General features: G+C 43.6%; 22 protein-coding genes. 6 read left to right on the forward strand and 16 right to left on the reverse strand.

The window, feature by feature from the left end:
- Positions 1–6 precede the first annotated feature (6 nt).
- Positions 7–2580: a leucine--tRNA ligase gene (leuS, locus tag AC4MRV_RS08840; protein ID WP_491187060.1), complete on the reverse strand. Its 2574-nt coding sequence runs from the start codon at positions 2578–2580 to the stop codon at positions 7–9.
- Between the two features lie 190 nt (positions 2581–2770).
- On the opposite strand from leuS, the gene AC4MRV_RS08845 reads away from it, so the two are divergent.
- On the forward strand, positions 2771–3241 hold the full coding sequence (locus AC4MRV_RS08845) for a zinc ribbon-containing protein (RefSeq protein WP_491187061.1): 471 nt from the start codon (positions 2771–2773) through the stop codon (positions 3239–3241).
- Between the two features lie 61 nt (positions 3242–3302).
- Here the strand turns inward: AC4MRV_RS08845 and lnt are convergent, their stop codons facing one another.
- From lnt to miaB, 5 genes are all read right to left on the reverse strand, one after another.
- Positions 3303–4826 (reverse strand): apolipoprotein N-acyltransferase, encoded by a 1524-nt coding sequence (gene lnt / locus AC4MRV_RS08850; protein ID WP_491187062.1) that lies wholly within the window; start codon positions 4824–4826, stop codon positions 3303–3305.
- Positions 4827–4864: 38 nt separating this feature from the next.
- The gene (gene corC, locus AC4MRV_RS08855) at positions 4865–5764 is read right to left on the reverse strand and encodes a CNNM family magnesium/cobalt transport protein CorC (protein WP_491187063.1); all 900 of its coding nucleotides are present in this window, start codon (positions 5762–5764) and stop codon (positions 4865–4867) included.
- Between the two features lie 109 nt (positions 5765–5873).
- The gene (ybeY, locus tag AC4MRV_RS08860; protein ID WP_491187064.1) at positions 5874–6338 is read right to left on the reverse strand and encodes an rRNA maturation RNase YbeY; all 465 of its coding nucleotides are present in this window, start codon (positions 6336–6338) and stop codon (positions 5874–5876) included.
- On the reverse strand, positions 6338–7444 hold the full coding sequence (locus AC4MRV_RS08865; protein ID WP_491187065.1) for a PhoH family protein: 1107 nt from the start codon (positions 7442–7444) through the stop codon (positions 6338–6340). The genes ybeY and AC4MRV_RS08865 overlap by 1 nt, the downstream gene beginning before the upstream one ends.
- A gap of 119 nt (positions 7445–7563) precedes the next feature.
- Positions 7564–8988: a tRNA (N6-isopentenyl adenosine(37)-C2)-methylthiotransferase MiaB gene (gene miaB, locus AC4MRV_RS08870; RefSeq protein ID WP_491187066.1), complete on the reverse strand. Its 1425-nt coding sequence runs from the start codon at positions 8986–8988 to the stop codon at positions 7564–7566.
- 289 nt (positions 8989–9277) lie between these two features.
- Here miaB and AC4MRV_RS08875 point away from each other — a divergent pair, with 289 nt between their 5' ends.
- Positions 9278–10456 carry a 2-octaprenyl-3-methyl-6-methoxy-1,4-benzoquinol hydroxylase gene (locus tag AC4MRV_RS08875; protein WP_491187067.1) on the forward strand — a complete coding sequence of 393 codons (1179 nt, stop codon included), beginning with the start codon at positions 9278–9280 and terminating at the stop codon, positions 10454–10456.
- A 73-nt stretch (positions 10457–10529) separates the two neighbouring features.
- On the opposite strand, the gene crr is transcribed toward AC4MRV_RS08875, so the two are convergent.
- The 5 genes from crr to cysZ all read right to left on the reverse strand — a co-directional run bounded on the left by crr (position 10530) and on the right by cysZ (position 15532).
- Entirely contained in the window at positions 10530–11039 is a 510-nt protein-coding gene (gene crr / locus AC4MRV_RS08880) for a PTS glucose transporter subunit IIA (RefSeq protein ID WP_038139456.1), read from the reverse strand.
- A gap of 105 nt (positions 11040–11144) precedes the next feature.
- Positions 11145–12869: a phosphoenolpyruvate-protein phosphotransferase PtsI gene (gene ptsI, locus AC4MRV_RS08885; RefSeq protein ID WP_491187068.1), complete on the reverse strand. Its 1725-nt coding sequence runs from the start codon at positions 12867–12869 to the stop codon at positions 11145–11147.
- A gap of 138 nt (positions 12870–13007) precedes the next feature.
- Positions 13008–13265, reverse strand: coding sequence for an HPr family phosphocarrier protein (locus AC4MRV_RS08890; protein WP_004415108.1), 258 nt, complete (start codon positions 13263–13265; stop codon positions 13008–13010).
- A 301-nt stretch (positions 13266–13566) separates the two neighbouring features.
- Positions 13567–14535, reverse strand: a complete 969-nt coding sequence (gene cysK / locus AC4MRV_RS08895) for a cysteine synthase A (RefSeq protein WP_491187069.1) — start codon at positions 14533–14535, stop codon at positions 13567–13569.
- A 253-nt stretch (positions 14536–14788) separates the two neighbouring features.
- Positions 14789–15532 (reverse strand): sulfate transporter CysZ, encoded by a 744-nt coding sequence (gene cysZ / locus AC4MRV_RS08900; RefSeq protein ID WP_491187070.1) that lies wholly within the window; start codon positions 15530–15532, stop codon positions 14789–14791.
- A 208-nt stretch (positions 15533–15740) separates the two neighbouring features.
- Between cysZ and zipA the strand changes: the two genes are divergently transcribed.
- The 4 genes from zipA (at position 15741) to AC4MRV_RS08920 (ending at position 21281) form a co-directional block, all read left to right on the forward strand.
- Entirely contained in the window at positions 15741–16625 is an 885-nt protein-coding gene (zipA, locus tag AC4MRV_RS08905) for a cell division protein ZipA (protein ID WP_491187071.1), read from the forward strand.
- Between the two features lie 168 nt (positions 16626–16793).
- A complete protein-coding gene (gene ligA, locus AC4MRV_RS08910; RefSeq protein WP_491187072.1) occupies positions 16794–18803 on the forward strand; it encodes an NAD-dependent DNA ligase LigA in 2010 nt (669 codons plus the stop codon).
- A 495-nt stretch (positions 18804–19298) separates the two neighbouring features.
- The gene (locus AC4MRV_RS08915) at positions 19299–20657 is read left to right on the forward strand and encodes a multidrug transporter (protein WP_491187073.1); all 1359 of its coding nucleotides are present in this window, start codon (positions 19299–19301) and stop codon (positions 20655–20657) included.
- 270 nt (positions 20658–20927) lie between these two features.
- A complete protein-coding gene (locus AC4MRV_RS08920; RefSeq protein ID WP_491187074.1) occupies positions 20928–21281 on the forward strand; it encodes a DUF2799 domain-containing protein in 354 nt (117 codons plus the stop codon).
- Between the two features lie 52 nt (positions 21282–21333).
- Here AC4MRV_RS08920 and AC4MRV_RS08925 read toward each other — a convergent pair whose 3' ends face one another.
- From AC4MRV_RS08925 to AC4MRV_RS08945, 5 genes are all read right to left on the reverse strand, one after another.
- Positions 21334–21471 carry a hypothetical protein gene (locus tag AC4MRV_RS08925; protein ID WP_491187075.1) on the reverse strand — a complete coding sequence of 46 codons (138 nt, stop codon included), beginning with the start codon at positions 21469–21471 and terminating at the stop codon, positions 21334–21336.
- 366 nt (positions 21472–21837) lie between these two features.
- Entirely contained in the window at positions 21838–22296 is a 459-nt protein-coding gene (locus AC4MRV_RS08930) for an NfeD family protein (protein WP_491187076.1), read from the reverse strand.
- Between the two features lie 8 nt (positions 22297–22304).
- On the reverse strand, positions 22305–23228 hold the full coding sequence (locus tag AC4MRV_RS08935) for an SPFH domain-containing protein (protein WP_491187077.1): 924 nt from the start codon (positions 23226–23228) through the stop codon (positions 22305–22307).
- Positions 23229–23369: 141 nt separating this feature from the next.
- Positions 23370–24224 (reverse strand): co-chaperone YbbN, encoded by an 855-nt coding sequence (locus AC4MRV_RS08940; protein ID WP_491187078.1) that lies wholly within the window; start codon positions 24222–24224, stop codon positions 23370–23372.
- A gap of 305 nt (positions 24225–24529) precedes the next feature.
- A complete protein-coding gene (locus AC4MRV_RS08945) occupies positions 24530–25357 on the reverse strand; it encodes an SDR family oxidoreductase (RefSeq protein ID WP_491187079.1) in 828 nt (275 codons plus the stop codon).
- Between the last annotated feature and the right edge of the window lie 31 nt (positions 25358–25388).

Genomic DNA, 25388 nt, shown 5'->3' on the forward strand with positions numbered 1-25388 from the left:
CTGCGATTAGTTCGCCACAATGTTCAGAAGTTTACCTGGTACGTAAATAACTTTACGAACTGTTTTGCCTTCTGTGAACTTAGTAACGTTCTCATCGTTTAGACCTAGCGCTTCGATATCTTCTTTCGAGATATCAGCTGGTACTGTCAGCTTCGCACGTAGCTTACCGTTAACTTGAACTACAATAGTTTTCTCGTCTTCAACAAGCGCTTTCTCGTCGAATGTTGGCCATACTGCGTTGTCGATATCTGACTCGCCTAGTACAGTCCACAATTCGTAAGAGATATGCGGAGTGATTGGGTAAAGCATTGCAACCACGGCTTTTAGTGCTTCATCAAGGATTGCACGATCTTGCGCAGACTCTTGAGGTGCTTTCGCCAGCTTATTCATCAGTTCCATGATTGCAGCGATAGCCGTGTTGAACGTTTGACGGCGAGCGATATCGTCAGTCACTTTCGCGATTGTCTTATGCACGTCACGACGAAGTGCTTTTTGGTCACCAGAAAGTGCTGCTGCATCTACTGCTTCTGCTGCGCCTTTTGATGCGTGCTCGTTCACTAGCTTCCACACACGTTTCAGGAAGCGGTTTGCACCTTCAACGCCAGACTCTTGCCACTCAAGCGTCATGTCTGCAGGAGATGCAAACATCATGAATAGACGTACTGTATCAGCACCGTATTTGTCTACCATTTCTTGCGGGTCGATACCGTTGTTCTTCGACTTAGACATCTTGATCATGCCTGAGTGTGTTACGTCACGGCCTTCGTTGTCTTTAGCTGAAGTGATACGGCCTTTACCGTCACGCTCTACAGCAACGTCAGTTGGAGCAACCCACTCTTTACCGCCTTTGTCGTTCTCGAAGTAGAACGCATCCGCTAGAACCATGCCTTGACATAGAAGCTGTTTGAACGGCTCGTCAGACGTTACGTAACCTGCGTCACGTAGCAATTTATGGAAGAAGCGAGAGTACAGTAGGTGCATACAAGCGTGCTCGATACCACCGATGTACTGGTCTACTGGTAGCCAGTAGTTTGCTTTTTCTGGATCTAGAATGTCGTCAGCTTGTGGTGAACAGTAACGTGCGTAGTACCAAGAAGATTCCATGAACGTATCGAATGTATCTGTCTCACGTAGAGCAGGTTCGCCGTTGAATGTTGTCTTCGCCCATTCTTTGTCAGCTTTGATTGGGCTAGTTACACCGTCCATTACCACGTCTTCTGGAAGAATGACTGGTAATTGGTCTGCTGGTACTGGGTGAACTTCACCATCTTCAGTGGTTACCATTGGGATTGGAGCACCCCAGTAACGCTGACGAGAAACACCCCAGTCACGTAGACGGAAGTTAACTGTCTTAGTACCTTTGCCTTCTGCTTCTAGCTTCGCTGCGATTGCATCAAATGCCGCTTGGAACTCAAGACCGTCGAACTCGCCTGAGTCAAACAGCACACCTTTCTCAGTGTATGCTTCTTCAGCGATGTTTAGCTCGCTGCCGTCAGCAGGCTTGATTACAGGGATGATATCCAGACCGTACTTAGTTGCGAACTCGAAATCACGTTGGTCATGTGCAGGTACTGCCATTACAGCGCCTGTACCGTAGTCCATTAGTACGAAGTTAGCGACGTAAACTGGCACTTCACGACCGTTCAATGGGTGAATAGCAGTAAGGCCAGTCGCCATACCTTTCTTCTCCATTGTCGCAAGCTCAGCTTCCGCTACTTTGTTGTTCTTACACTCTTCGATGAAGGCTGCTAGCTCTGGGTTGTTCTCAGCTGCTACTGCCGCTAGAGGGTGACCTGCTGCGATACCTACGTAAGTCACACCCATTAGTGTGTCTGGACGTGTTGTGTAAACTTCTAGGTCTTGTTGACCTTTCACTTCAAACTTAAGTTCTACACCTTCAGAGCGACCGATCCAGTTGCGCTGCATGGTCTTAACCATTTCAGGCCAGCCATCTAGGTTATCTAGATCGTCTAGTAGTTCTTGAGCATATTCAGTGATCTTAATGAACCACTGCGGGATTTCTTTTTGCTCTACAGGCGTGTCACAACGCCAGCAGCAGCCATCTTCAACCTGCTCATTTGCAAGAACAGTTTGGTCGTTTGGACACCAGTTAACTGATGACGTCTTCTTGTAAACTAGGCCTTTGTTGTAAAGTTTAGTGAAAAACTCTTGCTCCCAACGGTAGTACTCAGGTGTACACGTTGCGAACTCACGGTTCCAGTCGTAACCAAAGCCTAGAAGCTTAAGTTGGTTCTTCATGTACTCAATGTTTTCGTAAGTCCATGGTGCAGGTGCAGTGTTGTTTTTTACCGCTGCGTTTTCTGCAGGAAGACCAAACGCATCCCAACCAATTGGTTGCATTACGTTTTTGCCTTGTAGGCGTTGGAAACGAGATACCACATCACCGATAGTGTAGTTACGCACGTGACCCATGTGCAGTCGGCCACTTGGGTATGGGAACATTGATAGACAGTAGAATTTTTCTTTATTTGGGTCTTCACTTACAACAAAGGTCTTGTTGTTATCCCAGTGCTGTTGAACTTTTTGTTCAATATCTTGCGGGTTATATTGTTCTTGCATCGATGATATCCGGTTATCTTGGAATTTGTGAGTTCGGTTAGAACAGACATTAATAGATCGTCATAGAATACCTAAAGGAGAGGGGCACAACAATAGCCAATACCCACTCAAATCACGTAAAGATGGTGATGTTTATTGCCTTTAACTGGCTTTATGAATGTGCATCAGTGAATCGAAAAGGAGGTTAGCGATGCCAAAACGCAAAACAGGTTATGAGGAGATGTTTGAAGACGTGGTCGAAGCTCTCAAACATAGCCCTGATGAAGTTAACCACGTTTTAGAAACCTCGGGTAAAGTTGTTAATGCAGCCAATGACTTAACCAAAGATGAGCTGGCTTTGGTTTCTGCTTACGTGAAGTCGGATTTAAAAGAGTTTGCTGACAACTATGAAGACTCAAAAAGTGGTCCGTTTTACTTGATGATTGCTGACTCCATCTGGCAAGGCTTGTTGGAGATTACTGATCGAACTAAAGTGGAATGGGTTGAATTGTTCGAGGATCTGGATCATCAAGGCTTGTACGAAGCTGGCGAAGTCATAGGCTTGGGCTCGTTGGTTTGCGATGACTGCGGCCATAAAACGGAATACAACCACCCAACGATTATCATTCCATGCACTAAGTGTGGCTGCAAAGGCTTTAGTCGCCAAGCGCTGAAACCATAATGCAGGCTCAATTTTCACCAAATATGAAAAGGGCTGACATTTTGTGTCAGCCCTTTGGTGTTTATGAATCTGAGTGTTTGCTTCTCATTTTCCAGCCGATGGCTAAGCTCAACAATACCCAGATATAGAGTGGCCAAGTACCTACCTGGCGGTAAGGCGTCTGCCCCTCAGTGGAAATGATCTCGGTTCTTAACACACCTGTTTCAAACTGAGGAATCTGAGCGACCACATGACCTTGATAGTCTGTCACTGCCGTTACGCCATTATTGGTGGAACGAATGACAGGCTTACCTAACTCTAAAGCACGCATTCGCGCGATTTCCATATGTTGCAGTGGGCCAATCGAGCTGCCAAACCATGCGTCGTTTGAGAGCGTAAGGATGAAGTCTGTATCGTCGTTAACGTTTTGGCGTACTTGCTCATTAAAGATGATTTCGTAGCACAGCGCGGGCGCCATTTGTTTTCCACTGGCGTCGATGTTCTGTTGAACAAAGTCACCTCGGCTAAAAGATGACATTGGCAAGTTAAAGAACGGAGCCAGTGGTCTTAAAATGGTTTCAAATGGTACAAACTCACCGAAAGGCAGGAGGTGGTGTTTATGATAGCGTTGGTTCATGTCGTAACTATAATCACCGTAGGCGGTTTCACCGACAGTTAGGATACTGTTATAGAACTTTCTATTTTCCCCTTGGTTTACCACGCCGGTAATTACTGCACTTTGGTTGAGTTTGGCGGCGGAATCTAAGTTGCGCAGGAAAGACGAAATTTCAAACTCAAAAGCTGGGATGGCAGCTTCTGGCCAAATGATAATATCTGCATCCCAGTTTTCACGGGTTAAGTCAGTATATTTCATAATGGTTGGCCAGCGTTCGCTTGGTAGCCATTTTAGTTCTTGAGCAATGTTGCCTTGAATCAATGCGAGCTTAGTACTGCTATCAGGGTTTGGCGTCACCCAACTTGCCGCTTTTAGCCCATAGCCAGCCGATAAGATTACGGCAGGGATAACTAAATGCAGCCATTGGCGATGCAGTGATGCGTAAGCGATAGCTCCAGCACTTAGTACAACAAATAACGTCAGTAACTCTACACCTCCGATTGGTGCAAAATTAGCCAGCGGGCTTTCTATTTGGCTGTAGCCAAGCCATAACCACGGAAAACCTGTCATTACCCAACCGCGTAGCCAATCAGCAATAAGCCAAAGAGCAGGAGCGACTAGCAGTAAACGAGTTCTATTTGATTGAGGGAAGAATCGGTTCAGTGCCCAAGTGAAAAGAGCGCTATAGATGGCTAAATAACCGATCAATAACGTCATTAGGAATACACTGGCTATCTTGGGCATACCGCCAAAATTATCAATACTGATATGAACCCAACTGATACCAGTGGCAAATTGGCCGATGCCCCAAGCATAACCAATCCATAAAGCTCGTTTTGCGCTTTGCTGATGAATAAGCAGCAATAATAGAGCAGGGGAGAGAATGGCTAATGGCCAGAGTTGGTATGGAGCAAAAGCTAGTGTGGTTATCGCGCCAACAAAAACGGCCGCAAGCGGCCGTTTTAGGCGATGAAAAAGAGTATTTAACATCGTTATCTTTTCTGAATATCCCACAAGGGAAATTAGCGTTACTCTTCGGCAGGTTCCGGAAGAGACTCTTCGTCTGGAATAGTTACTTGTAGCTGTAACACACGACGGTTATCTGCAGAGGTAACTTTAAAGCTGTAGTGTTCAATCTCTACGACTTCACCACGTGAAGGTAGGTGACCAAACGCTGTCATTACCATGCCTCCCACTGTATCCACTTCATCATCGCTGAAAGAAGTGCTGAAGGTTTCATTGAACTCTTCAATGGTGGTAAGTGCTTTAACTGCATAGGTGTGTTTACTCAGTTTGCGGATATCGAGTTCTTCTTCATCGTCGAATTCATCTTCGATTTCTCCAACGATTTCTTCAAGAATATCTTCGATAGTCACAAGACCAGAAACCCCACCGAACTCATCTACGACAATCGCCATGTGATAACGTTCCTCGCGGAACTCTTTAAGTAGGCGATCGACTCGCTTACTTTCAGGAACAACGACCGCAGGGCGGATCACTTGCTCAATATCAAATGGCGCACTTTGAGAGCCTAAATACTTTAGTAAGTCCTTCGCTAACAGAATACCTTCTACATGGTCTTTGTCTTCACTGATAACTGGGTAGCGTGAGTGCTGTGCGTCAGTGATCAAGTTGACTAGAGCGTCTAAATCGTCGCTACGGTCAACCGTAACCATTTGCGAGCGTGGGATCATAATGTCGCGCACTCGCATTTCAGAAATCTCCATAACACCTTCGAGCATGTCGCGGGTATCGTGGTCGATTAGGTCATTTTCCTCAGAGTCACGGAACACTTCCACAAGCTCTTGGCGATCTTTTGGTTCACCTTGGAATAATTGACCTAGGCGTCCGAAGAAGGACTTTCTACTCGGACCTTCAGATTTTTCTTTCTTACCTTCTAGAGAAGAGGGCGAATTGTCTTCGTTCATTGTTTCTCATTTAAGTAACGCTATCAGATGTGTGATAGCACACGTTCATAGAAACGAAAGGGGATATACGCATTCAGGATGAAAATGCCTGTTTACGTGGCTTTCGCTTCTACTCTTTCTCAGCTAAGTATGGGTCTTCAAAACCCATCTCTTGCATGATTTCTGTTTCGAGTGACTCCATCTCTTCGGCTTCGTCATCCTCGATATGATCATAACCTAGCAGATGCAAGCTACCATGTACAACCATATGCGCCCAGTGAGCCATAAGAGGTTTATTTTGCTCTACGGCTTCACGCTCTACGACCTGACGGCAGATGATCAAATCACCCAGTAGGTTGATTTCCATACCTGGAGGCGCTTCGAATGGAAAAGAAAGCACGTTAGTTGGCTTATCTTTACCGCGATATTCGTGATTGAGCTGGTGGCTTTCTTCCACATCCACAATACGGATTGTTAACTCAGCATCCTTTTGGAACGGGATGATTGTTTTATCCAGCCAAGTTTGAAGATCTTGCTCACTTGGTAAGCCTTCTTCATTTTCGACTGCAAATTGTAGGTCGAGTTCAATACTCATTATTTACCTTCAGATGCTTCTGCTTGGACTTGCTTAGAGAGCTCAGCTTTTGCTGTTTCTAGTAGCTTTGCTTCTCTCTCTTCGCGACGCTTTTTCTCGAAATCTTTACGCTCTTTTTGGTCTTGCGCTTCCCACTTTTCGTAAGCGTTAACGATACGGGCGACAACCGGGTGGCGTACAACGTCATCAGCTTGGAAAAAGTTAAAGCTGATGTCATCCACTTCGCTTAATACTTCGATAGCATGGCGCAGGCCAGACTTCGCGCCGCGAGGCAAGTCAATCTGAGTGATATCACCGGTAATCACAGCGCGAGAGTTAAAGCCGATACGCGTTAAGAACATCTTCATCTGTTCTACGGTTGTGTTTTGGCTTTCGTCTAAGATGATGAATGCGTCGTTTAACGTACGACCACGCATGTAAGCCAGCGGTGCAACCTCAATAACGTTACGCTCAATCAGTTTTTCTACTTTTTCGAAGCCTAACATTTCGAAAAGGGCATCGTATAGTGGACGAAGGTATGGGTCGACTTTTTGGCTTAAGTCACCAGGTAGGAAGCCTAGCTTCTCTCCAGCTTCTACAGCTGGGCGGGTGAGCAAAATACGACGAATTTCTTGCCGTTCTAATGCATCTACGGCAGCAGCAACCGCGAGGTAGGTCTTACCAGTACCAGCAGGACCAATACCAAATGAGATGTCATGAGTAACCATGTTCATCAAGTATTGACCTTGGTTCGGAGTACGCGGCTTGATGACGCCCTTCTTGGTCTTAATAAACACTTCTTTACCGTGTTCAAATTCAGACTCAAGGTTCTGTTCTAATACACCCGTTTCTTTGATCGCTAAGTGGATCTCATCAGGCTCAACATCCGGGATGTTGCCACGCACAGGAGCGGTATTGACATACAAGGTCTTGATGATTTCAAGAGCTGCTGCGGACGTGTGAGGTTTACCCACGATGGTAAAAAAGTTGCCACGGTAGCTGATTTCGACACCTAAGCGGCGTTCAAGGTGTTTAATATTGTCGTCGAAAGGACCGCAAAGGCTTGCCAAACGGCGGTTATCTGAAGGTTCTAGATTGATTTCTAGGGTAACAATTTTATTGCTCAAAGTTGCCTCTCATTGTTTGTCACTCTAAAAAAGCCCGATTTAGACCGGGCTTTTAGTGACCTTATATACCTTTCTCTAAGATGGTATCAGAGTCGGGTAAATTCAAGCTAATTTCGAGCTTAAGGTGTAAAGGTTGCTACACCTAGCTCATCTTCACGCTTCGTTTTTGCCATCATTTGTGTCGGCGAAATGATAGTACGTAGATCCATGTCTTTTTCTGTACGCACTAAATCACCACGCAATGAGTTAGCAAATACGTCAGTGATCTTCACATCAACAAACTGACCGATTAGGTCTGCGCTACCTTCAAAGTTCACTACACGGTTATTTTCAGTACGTGCACGAAGCTCCATTAGATTCTTCTTAGATGGACCTTCTACCAGTACACGCTGCTCTGTGCCAAGCATTAGGCGAGAGTAGCGCATTGCTTGCGCGTTTACTGTTTGTTGTAGTTCATATAGACGCTCTTTTTTCTCTTGCTCTGGCACATCACATGGGTAGTCCGCAGCTGGCGTACCTGGACGTGGAGAGAAGATAAAGCTGAAACTCATGTCGAAATCAACGTCTGTGATTAGTTTCATTGTATCTTGGTGATCTTTCGCCGTTTCGCCTGGGAAACCAACGATAAAGTCAGAGCTGATTTGGATATCAGGACGTGCTTTACGTAGTTTACGAATGATCGATTTGTATTCGATAGCTGTGTGAGGACGCTTCATCATCGTAAGGATGCGGTCACTACCACTTTGGACTGGTAGGTGCAGGAAGCTCACCAGCTCAGGCGTATCTTCATAGACTGCGATGATGTCGTCAGTGAACTCTAGCGGGTGACTGGTGGTAAAGCGAATACGGTCAATACCATCGATAGACGCTACTAAGCGCAGTAATTCAGCAAAGCTACAGATGTCGCCATCGTGCATAGGACCGCGGTACGCGTTTACGTTTTGACCTAACAGGTTTACTTCACGAACACCTTGCTCGGCTAGCTGTGCGATTTCAAATAGTACGTCATCCATTGGACGGCTTACTTCTTCACCACGAGTGTACGGTACAACACAGTAAGTACAGTATTTAGAACAGCCTTCCATGATAGAAACGAATGCCGTAGCGCCTTCAGCACGAGGCTCTGGCAGGCGATCAAACTTTTCGATTTCAGGGAAAGAGATATCCATTACAGGCGCTTCATCCGATTGAGATTGTTTGATCATCTCAGGAAGACGGTGCAAAGTTTGTGGGCCGAAAATTACGTCAACAAACGGTGCGCGTTCACGAATGTGATCACCTTCTTGGGTTGCTACACAGCCACCCACACCGATAACAACGCCTGGCTTTTTGTCTTTAAGAGTTTTCCAACGACCTAGCTGGTGGAATACTTTTTCTTGTGCTTTTTCACGGATAGAACAAGTATTCAGTAGTAGTACGTCTGCTTCTTCTGGTTCTTCTGTTAGCTCGTAGCCATTAGCCGCGTTCATTAGATCCGCCATTTTTGATGAATCGTACTCGTTCATCTGGCAACCCCAGGTTTTAATTAGCAGTTTTTTACTCATGTTGTTCGCTCGATCGTTAGTTTAAATTAAGGGAGCAAATCGCCCAATATTTCCAGTAAATCAACAAAACCTATTCAGTTTGATGACTATATTTTAGCCGCCCTCTCGGCGGTAAGCGGCGTATTGTACTGCTTTCAATACCACCTGACTAGTGCTGGCTTAAAATCAGTTAAACCCTATATCGTACAAGGGGTTTACCCAGATAGTAGGTGAGGTTTTTAGTTACATTTTAGTAATGAAAACGTACAATAAAAAACAGTCAGTGAATCAATCAATTGAAGTGCAAATTATGAGCAAATTTGATGTGGCCGTTATCGGTGGAGGCATGGTCGGGGCCGCTATTGCGGTTGGCTTTGCTAAGCAAGGCCGACAAGTTGCCGTTGTAGAAGGTGCTGCGCCTAACCTATTTTCTCCAGAGCAACCTCTTGATATTCGTGTCTCAGCGATTTCAGAGCACTCAGTTTCTATTTTGACAGAGTTAGGTGCATGGGATGCAATCCAATCTATGCGTGTTTGTCCTTATCGTCGTTTAGAAACTTGGGAGCATCCAGAGTGTCGGACTCGCTTTCACTCAGATTCGCTTGGTATGGAACAGTTGGGGTACATTGTCGAAAATCGATTGATTCAACTCGGTTTATGGCAGCAGTTAGAATCGCTTGAAAACGTAACACTTTATTGTCCCGACACACTTGATGATATTGTCTTTGGCGAAACGAATCAGGTTAAGTTGTCATCTGGTCAATCTATCACTGCGGAACTAATCGTCGGCGCAGACGGTGCAAACTCCAAAGTTCGCCAGTTATCGGGTATTGGTATTACAGCCTGGGATTATCGTCAGCACTGTATGCTTATTAACGTTGAAACTCAATTGCCTCAGCAAGATATCACTTGGCAGCAATTTACTCCGACAGGCCCTAGGTCATTCCTTCCACTTGCCTCGCTTCAAGTTGATGGAAACGAAATCGCTCAAGGCTCGTTGGTTTGGTATGACTCTCCAAGTCGAATTAAGCGTTTATCAGCAATGTCTCCAGCACAATTGCGCGAAGAAGTATTGGCTCACTTCCCACAAGAGCTTGGTGATATCAAAGTGCTTCAATCTGGTTCGTTCCCATTGACGCGTCGTCATGCTCAAGCATACTCTGCGAATCAATGTGTGTTGGTTGGCGACTCTGCTCATACGATCAACCCATTAGCTGGGCAGGGGGTAAACTTAGGTTTTAAAGACGTTGAGGTGTTGCTTGCTGTCACCGAAGGTAAAGAAGAGCTTTCCCGCGATGTTCTAGCTCAGTATGAGCGTAAGCGTCGTCCGGATAACTTGTTGATGCAGTCCGGCATGGACTTTTTCTATAAGAGTTTCAGTAACGACATTGCGCCGCTTAAGCTGGTGCGAAATGCAGCTCTTAAAATGGCTGAAAACACCGGCCCTTTAAAAGCTCAGGTACTAAAATATGCCCTGGGCTTAAAGTGAAGTAGATATAAATCTTATAGGCAATAAAAAACGCAGCTATGAGCTGCGTTTTTTTGTGTTTGGCTAAGTAAAATTACTTAGTTACGCGTAGAACTGGAGTTTCACCAACAGTTACAGAACCAGAAAGCTTGTTCAGCTCTTTGATTTCGTCCATGTTAGAGATAACAACTGGAGTTAGTGTTGATTTCGCTTTCTCTTCTAGAAGAGCTAGATCGAATTCAATGATAGTATCGCCAGCTTTAACAGTTTGACCTTCTTCAGCGATGCGCTTGAAGCCTTCGCCTTTAAGTTCAACAGTATCGATACCGAAGTGAACAAAAAGCTCAACACCGTCGTCAGATTCGATAGAGAACGCGTGGTTCGTTTCGAAGATCTTACCGATAGTACCGTTTACAGGAGCTACCATTTTGTTACCAGCAGGTTTGATAGCAATACCATCACCAACGATTTTCTCAGCGAAAACAACATCTGGCACATCTTCGATGTTCACGATCTCACCAGATAGTGGTGCGATGATTTCGATTGCACCTGCGTCAGCGCTGTCGTCAGATACTAGCTTCTTAAGTTTGTCAAACAGACCCATTGTGTCATGCTCCTAACGTTTTTATTTAATTCTGTCGAATTATAGTATACCAATCTTACGAGATAGACGACTTTTTTTACCGTCTATCTCATTGGAATTAGTTGATTATTGAGTTTTCTCAGCGATGAATTTTTCTACAACTGCTTCAATTTCTGCTGCTGTTGGTAGAGAAAGTGCTTCTTCAGCCATCGCTTTTACTTCTGCGAAGTTAGAGTTACGGATAACTTTCTTCACTTTAGGGATAGAAATACCGCTCATTGAGAACTCATCTAGGCCCATACCTAGTAGAAGTAGCGTTGCACGCTCGTCACCTGCAAGTTCACCACACATACCAGTCCACTTACCTTCAGCGTGAGAAGCATCGATAACTTGCTTGATCACTGTTAATACAGCTGGTGATAGTGGGTTGTATAGGTGAGAGATCATCTCGTTACCACGGTCTACTGCTAGCGTGTACTGAGTAAGGTCGTTAGTACCGATAGAGAAGAATGCTACTTCTTTCGCTAGGTGGTGTGCGATAGCTGCTGCTGCAGGAGTCTCAACCATTACACCGATTTCGATATTCTCATCGAATGCTAGACCTTCCTCACGAAGCTCAGCTTTGTACTCTTCGATTGCTTTCTTCAGTTCACGGATCTCTTCGACAGAGATGATCATTGGGAACATGATGCGAAGCTTACCGTGTGCAGACGCACGTAGGATACCGCGTAGTTGGTCACGAAGGATTTCACGACGGTCTAAGCTGATACGAACTGCGCGCCAGCCTAGGAATGGGTTCATCTCTTGTGGAAGATCCATGTAAGGAAGATCTTTATCACCACCGATGTCCATAGTACGGATGATTACCGACTCGCCGTTCATTGCTTCAGCAACTTCTTTGTACGCTTGGTACTGCTCTTCTTCAGTAGGAAGTGCATCACGGTCCATGAATAGGAACTCAGTACGGTACAGACCAACGCCTTCACCACCGTTACGGATGATGCCGTCACAGTCTTTAACTGTACCGATGTTACCGCAAACTTCTACGCGGTGACCGTCTAGAGTTTCTGCGTGTAGGTCTTTTAGCTTAGCCAGTTCTTCTTTCTCAGCAACGAACGCTGCTTTAACTGCTTTCGCTTCTTCAAGTTCAGCTTCAGATGGGTTGATAACAATCTTGTTGTTCATCGCATCAAGAATCAGCATGTCGCCGTTCTTTACTTGCTTAGTGATATCGTTAGTACCAACGATAGCAGGAAGCTCTAGTGAGCGCGCCATGATTGAAGTATGAGAGGTACGACCGCCGATGTCACAAGCAAAACCAAGAACGTAGTCTAGGTTGATTTGTGCAGTTTCAGATGGCGTTAGATCGTAAGCTACTAGGATAACTTCTTCATCGATGTCGCTTAGAGAAACGATGTTGATGCCTAGTGCGTTTTTAACAAAACGTGTACCGATATCACGGATGTCAGTTGCACGTTCTTTTAGGTATTCGTCGTCTAGAGATTCTAGAGCAGATGCTTGCTCTTCGATAACTGTGTAGATTGCGTTATCCGCGTGCATCTTGTCATTTTTGATTAGTGCTAGGATTTCTTCCTCTAGCTCTTCGTCTTCAAGAAGCATGATGTGACCTTCAAAGATCGCTTCTTTTTCTTCACCGAAAGTTTCAAGCGCTTTTTGCTTAACAACTTCGAGTTGAGCTGAAGATTTGTTACGAGCGTCAAAGAAACGCTGAACTTCTGCTTCAACTTGGTCTTCAGTGATAGTGTTAGTGTTTAGAACGATTTCATCTTCTTGAAGTAGTAGTGCTTTACCGATAGCAATACCAGGAGATGCTAGGATGCCTGAAATCATAGCCTTACCTTAAATTGGTCAACTTTAAAAACGGGAGAATAATGAGTGCGCTAACGAATATTTGTAGCTTATATTTTGGCCTATTTCCAACAAAGCCATTTTGCTTTCACAAAATGGCTTTGAAAATAGGAGACCGAATTAGTGTAGTTGGTCCATTAGAGCAACTAGGTGGTCAACAGCTTGTTGAGCTTGTGGGCCCTCAGCTGAGATAGAAACTACTGTACCTTTAACTAGGCCTAGAGTTTGTAGCTTGAATAGGCTCTTTGCGCTAGCGCTTTTACCGTTAGAAGTCACAGTGATGTCCGCGTCGAATGCTTTAGCTTCTTTAACGAACTGTGCAGCTGGACGAGTGTGAAGACCGTTTTCTGCAGTGATTTCTACTTGCTTCTCGTACATGTTATATACCCCAATTGATTTATATTTTGATAGTTTCTTAACCAGAACTAGCTTAACCGTAAATATTATATTCTGCTAGATGCACAACGTTCATTTCGTGTCAGAACTGATACTGGTTGTAAATTTTCCACTAGTGATTCGAATCTTTGTTCAATCTCACTAGCGAGATAAATACTTAATTAGCTCTTTTATTTTGAAGCTAAAAATAAAACTGCCCCGATATTACCAAAGGTGTGGCGAGGATCAACAAAAAAGCCCCTAAATGGGGCTTTTTTGGACGAAAAATTGATTTGACAACATATTACTGTTGGTTTTCTTTCTCGGTAAAGATGCCTGCAAACAGTGCTGTACTTAGGTAACGTTCACCAGAACTAGGTAGAACAGTAACAATGGTTTTCCCTGAAAATTCAGGTAGTTCTGCCAATCTGTTAGCTGCAACCACTGCTGCACCTGAAGAAATACCAGCCAAAATACCTTCTTCTTCCATTAGGCGACGAGCCATTGCGATCGCTTCTTCCGAAGTAACAGCTTCAACACGGTCAATCACCTCTAAATCAAGGTTACCAGGAATGAAACCTGCGCCAATACCTTGGATTTTGTGTGGTGCTGGTTGAATTTCTTCACCTGCTAGAGCTTGAGCAATCACTGGTGACTCTGCAGGTTCAACGGCTACTGAAACAATGTTCTTACCTTTTTCACCTTTGATGTATCGGCTAGTACCTGTGATAGTACCACCTGTACCTACGCCCGCTACGAATACGTCTACTTCACCGTCTGTCGCTTCCCAGATTTCTGGACCCGTTGTCTTTTCGTGGATCTCTGGGTTAGCAGGGTTGTTGAATTGCTGTAGAAGTAGGTATTTATCTGGGTTGCTCGCTACGATTTCCTCTGCTTTAGCAATCGCGCCTTTCATACCTTTCGCTGCTTCTGTTAGCTCAAGGTTTGCACCGAGTGCTTTAAGCAGTTTACGACGCTCTAAGCTCATTGACTCAGGCATTGTTAGCGTTAGCTTGTAACCACGAGCAGCTGCTACGAAAGCAAGAGCAACACCAGTGTTACCACTTGTAGGTTCTACTAGCTCAACGCCTGGTTTCAAAGTGCCTGCTTTTTCAGCTTCCCAAATCATGTTTGCACCGATACGACATTTAACGCTGAAGCTTGGGTTACGTGCTTCGACTTTTGCCAATACTTTACCGTTACTAACTTTATTAAGGCGTACAAGTGGGGTGTTACCGATTGTTTGCGAATTGTCTTCGTAGATCTTGCTCATAGCGATGTTCCTTCATTACACGTTTTGTGAATACAGATAGAAGAATATGTGGTCTGAAAAAAAGGGAAAAGGATTAAAAAGTTATATCTTATTAGTATGCTAGGTGAATCATAATTTGAACGGATACTTAATTTAATCGGTAAGTCAAAGATGAGGCTTGGATTGCTCGGCAATTATAGAGCAGCAAATAGAGGAAACACACTAAGCCAATATAAGAGACTTAGTGTGGATACACGTAGGTGTTATGAAAGGGTTACTGCTGGTTTTTGAACTCAGCTACCCACATCGCTGTAGCACCACAAACCGCTACTGGCATGACAATTAAGTTCAGAATCGGAATCGTAGTGAAGATACTGACTAGTGCACCAAACGAATATGCTTTGCCCTGTTTTTGTTTCAAATTGTAACGCATGTCGTTAAAGCTAATTTTGTGATTATCAAATGGGTAATCGCAATACTGAATAGCGAGAATCCAAGCAGTAAAGGCGAACCAAAGAATCGGACCAATTGTTTGACCTAGAGCAGGAATCAATAGCAGTAAGAAAAGCCCAATTGCTTTTGGCAACACGTAAACTAACTTTCGCCATTCACGCGCAAGAATTCGAGGTGTGTCTTTTAAGGTTGACAATAGTCCCTCTTCATTCACTTTTTGTTGGGTAAGGTGTTCTTCTACTTTTTCTGCAAGCAACCCATTAAACGGTGCGGCGACAAAGTTAGCCAGCGTACTGAAAAAATAGGAAAAAGTGGCAAGTATTGTTAAAACCAATAAAGGCCAAAGTAGATAAGTAAGCCATGAGAGAAACTCTGGAAGCTGACCCATAAGCTGATTAATCCAAACATCTAGATTAGAGAAAAGATAAAACAGTGCGCTGCCCACAAGAAGCACATTGGCTAGTAGCGGTAATAATACAAATTGTCGGATCCCTGGTTTCATAGCCAAATCTAAGCCATAAAAAAAGTAACCGAATCCACTACGTTGGTGTTGGGAAGAATTCATAGTTGAGAGCCATTTACTGGTTTAAAAACGAACGCTGAATATCTTAACAAGAAAAAAGCGTGTTCAAAATCACAACATTCTCGGAACTTCTAACATTAAGTTGTTCTAAAACAGGGGAGAGTTTTGGTAGAGTTACTGAAGTTTAGATATAACCTAATTCAATACGGGTGCTTTTGAAGCATGATTATTGAGTAATTGAGAGCTAAAAATGCAGGAACTGCGATTCGTACTCATAATTGTTGGAGCGTTAGCGATAGCCGCTTTATTGTTCCACGGTTTATGGACAAGCAAAAAAGAAGGGTCGACAAAGTTTGGCAATAAACCAATGCGTAAACTGGATGTCGATAATGAAGAAGAGTCTGAAAGCATCCCTGATCGAGGATTTGCGCCAGAAGATGACTTCGAAATTATTCGTAAGGAACGCAAAGAGCCTGAATTTGCGCCAGAACCTGTGATGGCTGATCCACTAATTGATAGTTATCAGGACGAGGCTGAAGCTAAGCTCCAATCAAAGATCATCGATGAACCTGAACTCGAAGTCCCATCGATTTCTACTCAAGCTTTTGATGAAATTGATGCGCGTATTGAACCATCTGTTCCGCCTGAGACGGAGTTAGACGTCCAACCTATAGCCGTTAAGGAAGAAGAGGCAGAAGCTCAACCTGAACCAGAGATGGAAGTGATCGTTTTAAATGTTCACTGTGCTGGTGAAGAACCGTTTGTTGGCACAAAGTTGTTCGATAGTATGCAACAAAATGGTTTGTTATACGGAGAAATGGACATTTTCCATCGTCATTCCGATTTGTCCGGTACGGGTAAGGTTCTGTTTAGTGTTGCGAATATGATGCAGCCAGGCACATTAAAACATGATGATCCTGCGGAGTTTTCAACCAAAGGTATTTCGTTCTTTATGACGTTACCTTGTTACGGTGAACCCGATCAAAACTTCAAATTGATGTTAAAAACGGCTCAGCAGATTGCTGACGATTTAGGTGCCAATGTTCTTGATGATGCACGCAACCTAATGACACCAAATCGTATTGATGCTTATAAAGCTCAAATACAAAAGTTTAAAGCAGCGACGTCTGCGTAAATCGTCGTACAATCTATTCCTAAGGCTCCGAATCGGGGCCTTTGTTGTTTCTAGCGTGTTCATGATGATTGATAACTTGAGCACGCCTAGCCATACTAAATGGCAAATTATTTCTACCGTACCGTTGTGCGGTTTGTGATTCCAAATTATTAACAACCAGAGTTAGTTATGCCGCAACAGATTCAAGAAAAACTCAACCAGTTACGTGAGAGCCTGCATTATCACGGAGTGAAATACTATGTTGAGGACTCTCCGGAAATCCCCGATGCAGAATATGACCGTTTGATGAGAGAGTTGATTGAGCTAGAAGCGCAAAACCCTGATATGGTAACTGTTGATTCCCCGAGTCATAGAGTCGGGGGAGCACCGCTTGACGGCTTTAATTCAGTCGCTCACGAAATCCCAATGCTATCGTTAGATAATGCTTTTGATGATAGTGAGTTAGATGCGTTTTACAAACGTATGTCAGATCGCATTGTCGGTGCCTCTGTAGACGCGTTCTGTTGTGAGCCCAAGCTAGATGGCTTAGCCGTGAGTTTGCTCTATGAAAACGGTGTGCTTGTCCAAGCTGCGACGCGTGGTGATGGTACTACCGGAGAAAATATCACAGAAAACGTACGAACTATTAAAGCCATTCCGCTGAAACTTCAAGGTGAAGGGTGGCCACAGAGAATTGAAGTGCGTGGCGAAGTGTTTATGCCTAAGGCGGGGTTTGACAAACTCAATGAACAAGCATTAAAGAAAGGCGAGAAGGTGTTCGTTAACCCGCGTAATGCAGCTGCTGGTAGTTTACGCCAATTGGATTCTCGCATCACAGCGACTCGTCCTCTCAGTTTCTATGCTTACAGTGTCGGTGTTGTCGAAGGAGCAACATTGTCAGAAAGTCATTACGAGCGTTTTTTACAGTTAAAGGCATGGGGATTACCCATGTGTCCTGAAACGCGAAAAGTCGCAAATTTAGACGATGTGAAAACGTACTACCAAGACATTCTGCAGCGTCGCGATCAGTTAGCTTATGAAATAGATGGCGTTGTCATTAAGGTTGATGCTATCGCGCTTCAAGAGCAATTGGGTTTTGTTGCCAGAGCTCCCCGCTGGGCCATCGCGTATAAATTTCCAGCTCAAGAAGAAATCACGTTGTTAAATGATGTTGAGTTTCAAGTCGGGCGTACGGGGGCGATTACGCCCGTAGCTAAACTTGAGCCTGTATTTGTAGGTGGGGTGACGGTCAGCAATGCGACGTTACATAACGCTGATGAAATTGCTCGTCTCGGTGTAATGGTCGGTGACAGCGTTGTCATCCGTCGAGCTGGTGATGTGATCCCTCAAATTGTATCGGTTGTGTCAGATCGCAGACCAGAAAACGCGAAAGAGATTGTCTTTCCGGCTCAATGCCCAGTTTGTAGTTCGCAAGTAGAGAGAGTTGAAGGAGAAGCTGTTGCGCGTTGTTCTGGTGGCTTGGTTTGCCAAGCACAACGTAAAGAAGCGTTAAAGCACTTTGTTTCGCGTAAAGCTCTAGATGTGGATGGTCTTGGTGAAAAAGTTATTGAGCAATTAGTTGACCGAGAAATGGTGGAAACACCTGCCGATTTGTTCAAACTTTCAGCTGGTATTATTACTGTTTTGGACCGTATGGGGCCAAAATCTGCACAGAATGTCGTTGATGCTCTCGTTAAGGCGAAAGAAACGACCTTAGCGCGGTTCTTGTATTCATTAGGGATTCGAGAAGTGGGTGAAGCAACTGCGGCTAATTTGGCGCAACATTTTAAAACGCTTGATCAGATCAAGTCGGCAACCCATGACCAGTTAATCGAAGTCTCTGATATTGGCGGGATTGTAGCAAGTCATATCACAGCCTTCTTCGCGCAAGAGAAGAATCAGATTGTTATTGATGATTTGATCAAACAGGGAATTCATTGGCCCGATATTCAAGAACAGGATAATAACGTCCCTCAGCCACTCGCGGGTAAAACAGTTGTGCTTACAGGGAGTTTATCTCAGCTGTCACGCAGTGATGCTAAAGCGGCATTGCAGAACTTAGGTGCTAAGGTTACGGGCAGTGTATCAAAGAAAACGGACATATTGTTTGCTGGAGAAAATGCGGGGTCGAAATTGGCTAAAGCGCAAGATTTAGGTGTTGAAGTCCGCACAGAACAAGACTTAATAGACTTGATTTAATTAGCTTCATTGTATTTTAAAGCCACCTTAGGGTGGCTTTTTTTTGTCATGAAATAACTTCATTTTTAGAACGCTTTAAATGCATTCTTGCGTCAGTGATCTTGTTCAAACAAATTTTAATTGACGTAAAAGAGTAAAAAAAATGCGACGCACTTCAATGCGTTTTTAGTGTTTTTTATATTTAAGTTATTGTTTTTGTTTGTTTAATTTTGTTTTTAGGGTTTTTGTTCTGTTTGGTTGAGATCAAGATCACTAAGGTTATAAAAATTTGTAGCAGGTCATATTTTTTTAGATAAAAAGAAACTTCTCGTTGATGTTTTGCTCCGCGAAGTTAGTCTAGAAGCATGGATACACGGTGTGTATGCAGGAAATAGAAAATCAAAAGTTAAAGGTTAATTTGCGGTTTTCGACATAGGAAATGAGTTCTCCCTTCGGCGGCCAACTTAAGGTGAGAAAAAAGAAAAAACAGCTATATCCATTTTTAGGAGTTTTTCCATGGACAAAATGTTTAAACGTACTCTGCTAGGTGCTGCAGTTGCAGGTGCAGTATTAGCAGGGCCAGTTATGGCTAACCAGGACAACTTAGGACCAGAATATACTGGTGCTGTGTCTGAGTTTTTTGCAGAGTCTGCTATTAGCGGTAACTTAAACTTCTGGATGCGTGCTCGCGACCGTGCTCCAGCACAAGATGCAGAAAAAGAAACTAACTTAAACCACGGTAGTATTTTCGTTAACCTAGGTTTCAACTCTGGTTACGTTAACGACGTTGTTGGTGCAGACTTCGTAATCTACAGCACGTGGGATATGTGGAACGATACTTCGGCGTCAGGTGGTAATGCACTAGGCCATGAAATGAACTTCCTTCCATGTGACGGCCCTGCAAGCAGCAACTGTTACAGTAACGGTCCTGAAAAAGGCGGTGTATCTTTCGCTACAGCAGCAGCTAAGTTTAAGTTTGGTGACAACGTAAATGCTAAACTAGGTTACTTCCAACCTTCTGTACCTAGTTCACTAGGCGTGAACTGGTCGTTTGCTCCAGGTACTTACCGTGGTGGTGAAATCGGTGGTAGCTTTGGCGGTGTTGATCTAGGCTTTGTGGTTGCGGATGAATACAAAGCTCCATGGTACAAAACTACAGATAAGTTTGTTGGCGTAGATGGCGATGATGAGGTGTTATTCTCTCTAGGTGCACGTTACAAGCTTGAAAATGGCATTAGCTTAGACGGTGCTTACGCTAAACTTGACGAGCGTTCAATTGCTCACTTTAAAGTTAAGGGTACAACAGACGGCGGCATCTACTGGTCTCCTCAACTATACGTAGTTAATGATGAAAACCAATACGAAGATGGCGACAATGGTTACCAACTAGCGTTCCTATCTAGCTACGGTTCAGGTCAGTACTCATACCGCGCAGAAGCTACCTACACAATGGCTCAAGACGATGGCAACTGGTTTGCATACCGTCCAACAGCAGGTTATGGTGGTTCAAATGGTGCTTACGAAATCTGGTGGAACAACCGCTCAGACTTTAACCACCACGAAGAGCTAGCAGTGTTTGGTTCTGTATCTAGAGATTTTTCTGATATTGGTGGTACAGGGTTCAGCGCAGGTATCAGCGGCGCGTACGGCTTCGGTTCTTCAGTTGATGGGTATAAAGATCTGAAAGAATATGCATATAGCTTGTTTGCGAACTACGCAATTCAAGGTGGTGCACTTAAAGATGCTAATGTAGCATTCCACTACACTCAGTACTTCAACGATACAGATGCACCTAGCTGGAATGGCTACGCTAACTTGTTCCAAGATGAAACAGACTTCAAATTGGTCCTAGCGATTCCTTTCAGTGTTAAGTAATACACACTAACTAATAAAAGCCAAACTTGATAGTTTGGCTTTTTTGTTTTTATTAACAGCTTCTCTAAATAGTTAATAAAAAACAAAAATTATTGTAAGAGCCATATGTTAGAAAGTCGAAGTTGACTTAGAATATGGATGTGTTTTGACGTTATATAATCTTGGTTGTCGCCCTAGCTTTAGTTCCGAGACAATTACTAGGTTATGAATTGATCCTTCATTAATTTAGCTAGATTTTTGGATACGTTGAACCCTAAAGGAGGTTTAGCAATGAAAAAACTTTTACTACCGTTAGCATCCATTATGCTTGTTGCTTGTACTTCAACCCCAAAAACGGCTAGTGAATATTGGTTTGGGCTTGGTGAACGTTTAGGGAGCCTTGGTTACTCGGAGAGTATTACTGAGATAAATAAATACAAGGAAAAGGTCCCGTTTGACGAACTGGCTTACCAAAAAGGTTATGCGAAAGGAAAGGCTGACTATTGTGATCCTTCCCAAGCATTCAACAAAGGTATTGGTGGAATAAGGTACACCGGTCAATGCGAAGGCTTTAGCCAAGAAGCGATGATAGAGTCAGAATGGCGAAGAGGCTGGGAGGCGTTTATTGGTGCAGATTTCTATTAGCCAACAGAACAACAAATATATTGCTCTGTTGACTGAGTTATTATGCTCGGATTTACTGAGACTCTCCGCCATAAATTCGGCACATATCTCTAGGCATTGATTTAACAGATCCATCGCTTAGTGTACATGACACGCCTGCTCCAAAGGCTTTACCAGCATTTTGAGATGCAAGAGCTGTTACTGGAGTCATAAGTAAAGCCATGATAGATAATAAAGACAAAAATTTCATATTTCACCTCGTGAATGAATAATTCTTTAGTTGATGTTGTTCTCGTCCATAAGTATGGATATATAAGCGCTAAGATCAAAAATAATTTAATAATTCAAATTTTTCTCTAATAAATAACTTTGTCTTTATATTTGAAGAGAATTAATAAGGCTATGAAATAATTACGATGCGAAAATGTAAGCATGAACTTTAAAGCTCATAATTCTTTTTTATTTTGGCTTAATTGACGATCTTATTTTGTTGTGATTTGTCTATAAGTTGTTGGGATGTCGAAGAAAATAAAAAAGCGAAGCCAGAAAGCTTCGCTTTTTTGTATTTGAGGGATGATTAGGTGAGATCTTTTTGCTTAATTGTGAGCACGATTCCATCAATTTCAGTAATAATTACTTGTGAGCCCGCTGCGATTTTTGACTCTGACTTAGCTGTCCAAGTTGTATCGCCGACTTTTATTCGCCCCTTTCCAGCGGGAAAATCTTCATTCAAAGTAATAATTTCACCGACAAGTTGTTTCTCTTTTTGGTTTAGCTCTCTTGTCGCATCCCCACGTTTATCGTTAGTAAATTGCCTGCGCCACCATAACCACGTTGTGAGTAGAGAGAAGGCACCAAATGCTGTCCATTGAAGCTGCCAGCCCATTGGGATAAAAGTAAGAATAACCCCAACAATGAGTGCGGATAGTCCCAGCCATAAGAAGTATCCCGCTGTACCAAACAGCTCAATGGCAAGCAGTGCTAAACCAAATGCTAACCAATGCCAATGATTTATCGAGCCGAGTAGTTCAAACAAGGTTACCTCTACTTATCTTGTTCAGATTGATGCTTAAACATTTCAGCAATACCTGCCACGGAGCCCATTAAACCGGAGGCTTCAAGTGGAAGCATGATGATTTTTCCATTTTCAGCCTGGCCGATAGATTTCAGCGCCTCGGTGTATCCCTGAGCAATAAAGTAATTCACCGCTTGCATGTCTCCTTTTGCTATGGCTTCAGACACCATAGAGGTAGCTTTCGCTTCTGCTTCTGCGGCTCGCTCGCGAGCTTCTGCTTGAAGTATTGCGGCTTGTTTATCACCTTCGGCTTTCAATATTTCTGACTGCTTATGACCTTCAGCTTTTAGAATCTCAGCTTGACGAACACCTTCAGCTTCCAATATATCAGCACGTTTATTACGCTCCGCTTTCATTTGAGCGTTCATTGCTGCAGTGAGATCAGCTGGTGGCTGTACGTCTTTTATTTCGATACGTGTGACTTTCACTCCCCAAGGGTTAGTTGCGTCGTCAACGATCGTTAATAAGCGACTATTGATCATGTCGCGTTGACTCAGCATTTCATCCAATTCCATGGAACCAAGTACGGTACGAATATTGGTTAGCGTTAGGTTCCTGATAGCGTGCTCTAAATCGTTCACCTCATAGGCGGCTTTAGGAGCGTCTATGACTTGGACAAAACATACTGCATCAATAGTTACATTCGCGTTATCTTTCGAAATGACTTCCTGTGCAGGAATATCTAATACCCTTTCCATCATATTTACTTTGTGGCCAATGCTGTCGACGAATGGAATGATAATGTTCAAGCCTGGCTTTAAGGTATGGGTATAACGACCAAAGCGTTCTACTGTCCAGTGATTGCCTTGTGGGACTGTCTTGATGCCTGCAATGAGTAGGGCAATGATAACGACGAGAAATACGCCGATTGTGATCAATGAATCAATAGCCATTTGGAGTTCCTTTTTATAAATATCTATGTCGATTGTTGCTTATTTGTGCATGCGAAACAATGACAGAAATGAGAACCATGGCTAACTTTGAATAGAATTAAGGCCGATATAATCGACCTTAACTTTATGATTTAGAAAGAACTAGTAAAGAATCGAGTATAGCTGGCGGCGGTATTTGCCTGCGATCGGGTTGCCTTGGCCAAGTGCGGCCAAAATATCCATGAAAGACTTTTTAATTTCACCGTCCAGAGCATTTAGATCGCGGCAAAGGTGAGCCCAGAGTAACTCCAATGCTTCTTCATCGCGATTAACTTGATGGTAGGCCAATGCAAGTTGGTTTACTAGCTCTATACTGTCAGGCTCTTGCTCCAACGAAGCTTCCAACGATTGAATTTCAGGGCTGTTCGCTGCTTGGGCATGTAACTCCAGCTTGGCGATAAGTCCTTTGTAGAAATTGTCTTGGTATTCAAGAGGAATATGATCGAGGAGTATTTTTGCTTGATCGAAGTTTTGCGTTTCTAGGTAGCAGTCCGCTAAAGCAAGTTTAACGTCACCTTTTTGCTTAATAGAATCATCTAAGCTTTCTAGTAACGGTAGAGCTTGTGCATGCTGCCCAGCTTGAATAAAGTCTGTTGCTTGCTTGAGAGTTAATTCATCTTGGCTAGGAAGGTGCTTCGTTACCATTTCCTTGATAGCTTCTATGCTCTGTATACCGCCCATGCCATCAACAGCTTGACCGTTAATGAACAGAGCTATGGTTGGTAGAGCTTGGACGCCAAATTGGCTTGCAATTGCTTGCTCTTGTTCACAGTTGAGTAGAGCTAACGTGAATGCACCATTGTACTGTTGAGTAAGCATTTGAAGATCGGGGATAACTTGCGCACTTTCTTGGCTCATTGGAGCCCAGAAATGAATCAGAACGGGCGTTTGCATTGAGCTTTCAAGTACTTGGCGGAAGTTTTGTTCGTTGAGCTCAACAATAAATGGTGATTGCATGTAAAGAGTCCTTGCAACATAGATGATATAGCAAAGATATGGGCTGACGGTTAAGAGTTCAAGGTAAGTCTCTGAATAATACAAAAACACCGCCATATAGGCGGTGCTTTGTGACTAAATTGCAAGCGAAGGTGTTTATAAAACGATAAACAGAGTTAGCGCAACACCCACACTAATCCAGTTTAGCTGATTAAGTGTCATGTTATTTTACCGAATGTAACGCTTAAATTTATAGGGAAGGTCAATCTTCGCTCACTAAGATAGCGTCCAAATGTTACGATAAAATTACATGACTTTCTTTTTATTTATGCTGCCCGTCGCAAAATTAAATCTAACCAACGAGTCGGTAAGAACCGTTTTAGTACTGCAAACACTTTTGTCGGTGTCGTAACTCGGTAACGAATTTTCGGGGTTGAGGATTCAAGTGCGTGTATCAGGGGGGCAATACAGGACTCAGCTGGTAACACAAACGCATTATTAGATGATGTGTTCGCCAGTCGTTCTAATTGCTGTTGATACTCATTTTTGTGTCTGCTTTGATCAGTGTCTATCCATTTTAAGAAGGCTTTTTTGGCATTGGCTCTAAATTGGGTTTCAATAGGTCCTGGCTCTATTAAGCTTATGTGGATATCTGTATCTGTGAGTTCAAGACGTAAAGTATCTGTCCAGCCTTCGAGAGCAAACTTGGAAGCGTTATAAGCCCCACGGTACTTCATTGCAGCAAAGCCAAGTACGGAACTGTTTTGAACGATTCGTCCGTAACCTTGCTGGTGCATGATTGGCAATATCAAAGTAACGAGTTGATGCCAGCCGAAAAAGTTGGACTCAAATTGTTCCCTAAGGGCCTGAGTGGGAAGATCTTCTAGCGCACCTGGTTGGCCATAAGCCCCGTTGTTAAATAATCCGTCTAGTTTCCCATTGGTGAGCCGCAAAGCTTCAGCAACTCCGTTTTGGATACTGTCACTATCGGCTAGATCGAGCTGAATGCAAGTTATTCCGTCATTGCTCAATCGTTCAACATCTTTTTCATTCCGACAAGATGCGATGACTTGATAGCCTCGCTGATGTAAAGCGTGAGCACAAACATACCCTATGCCGGTTGAGCATCCGGTGATTAAAATGGACTTAGTCATGTCTCTGTATTCTTGTTCCCTTTGGAGAAAA

This window comes from Vibrio sp. (assembly GCF_984391705.1).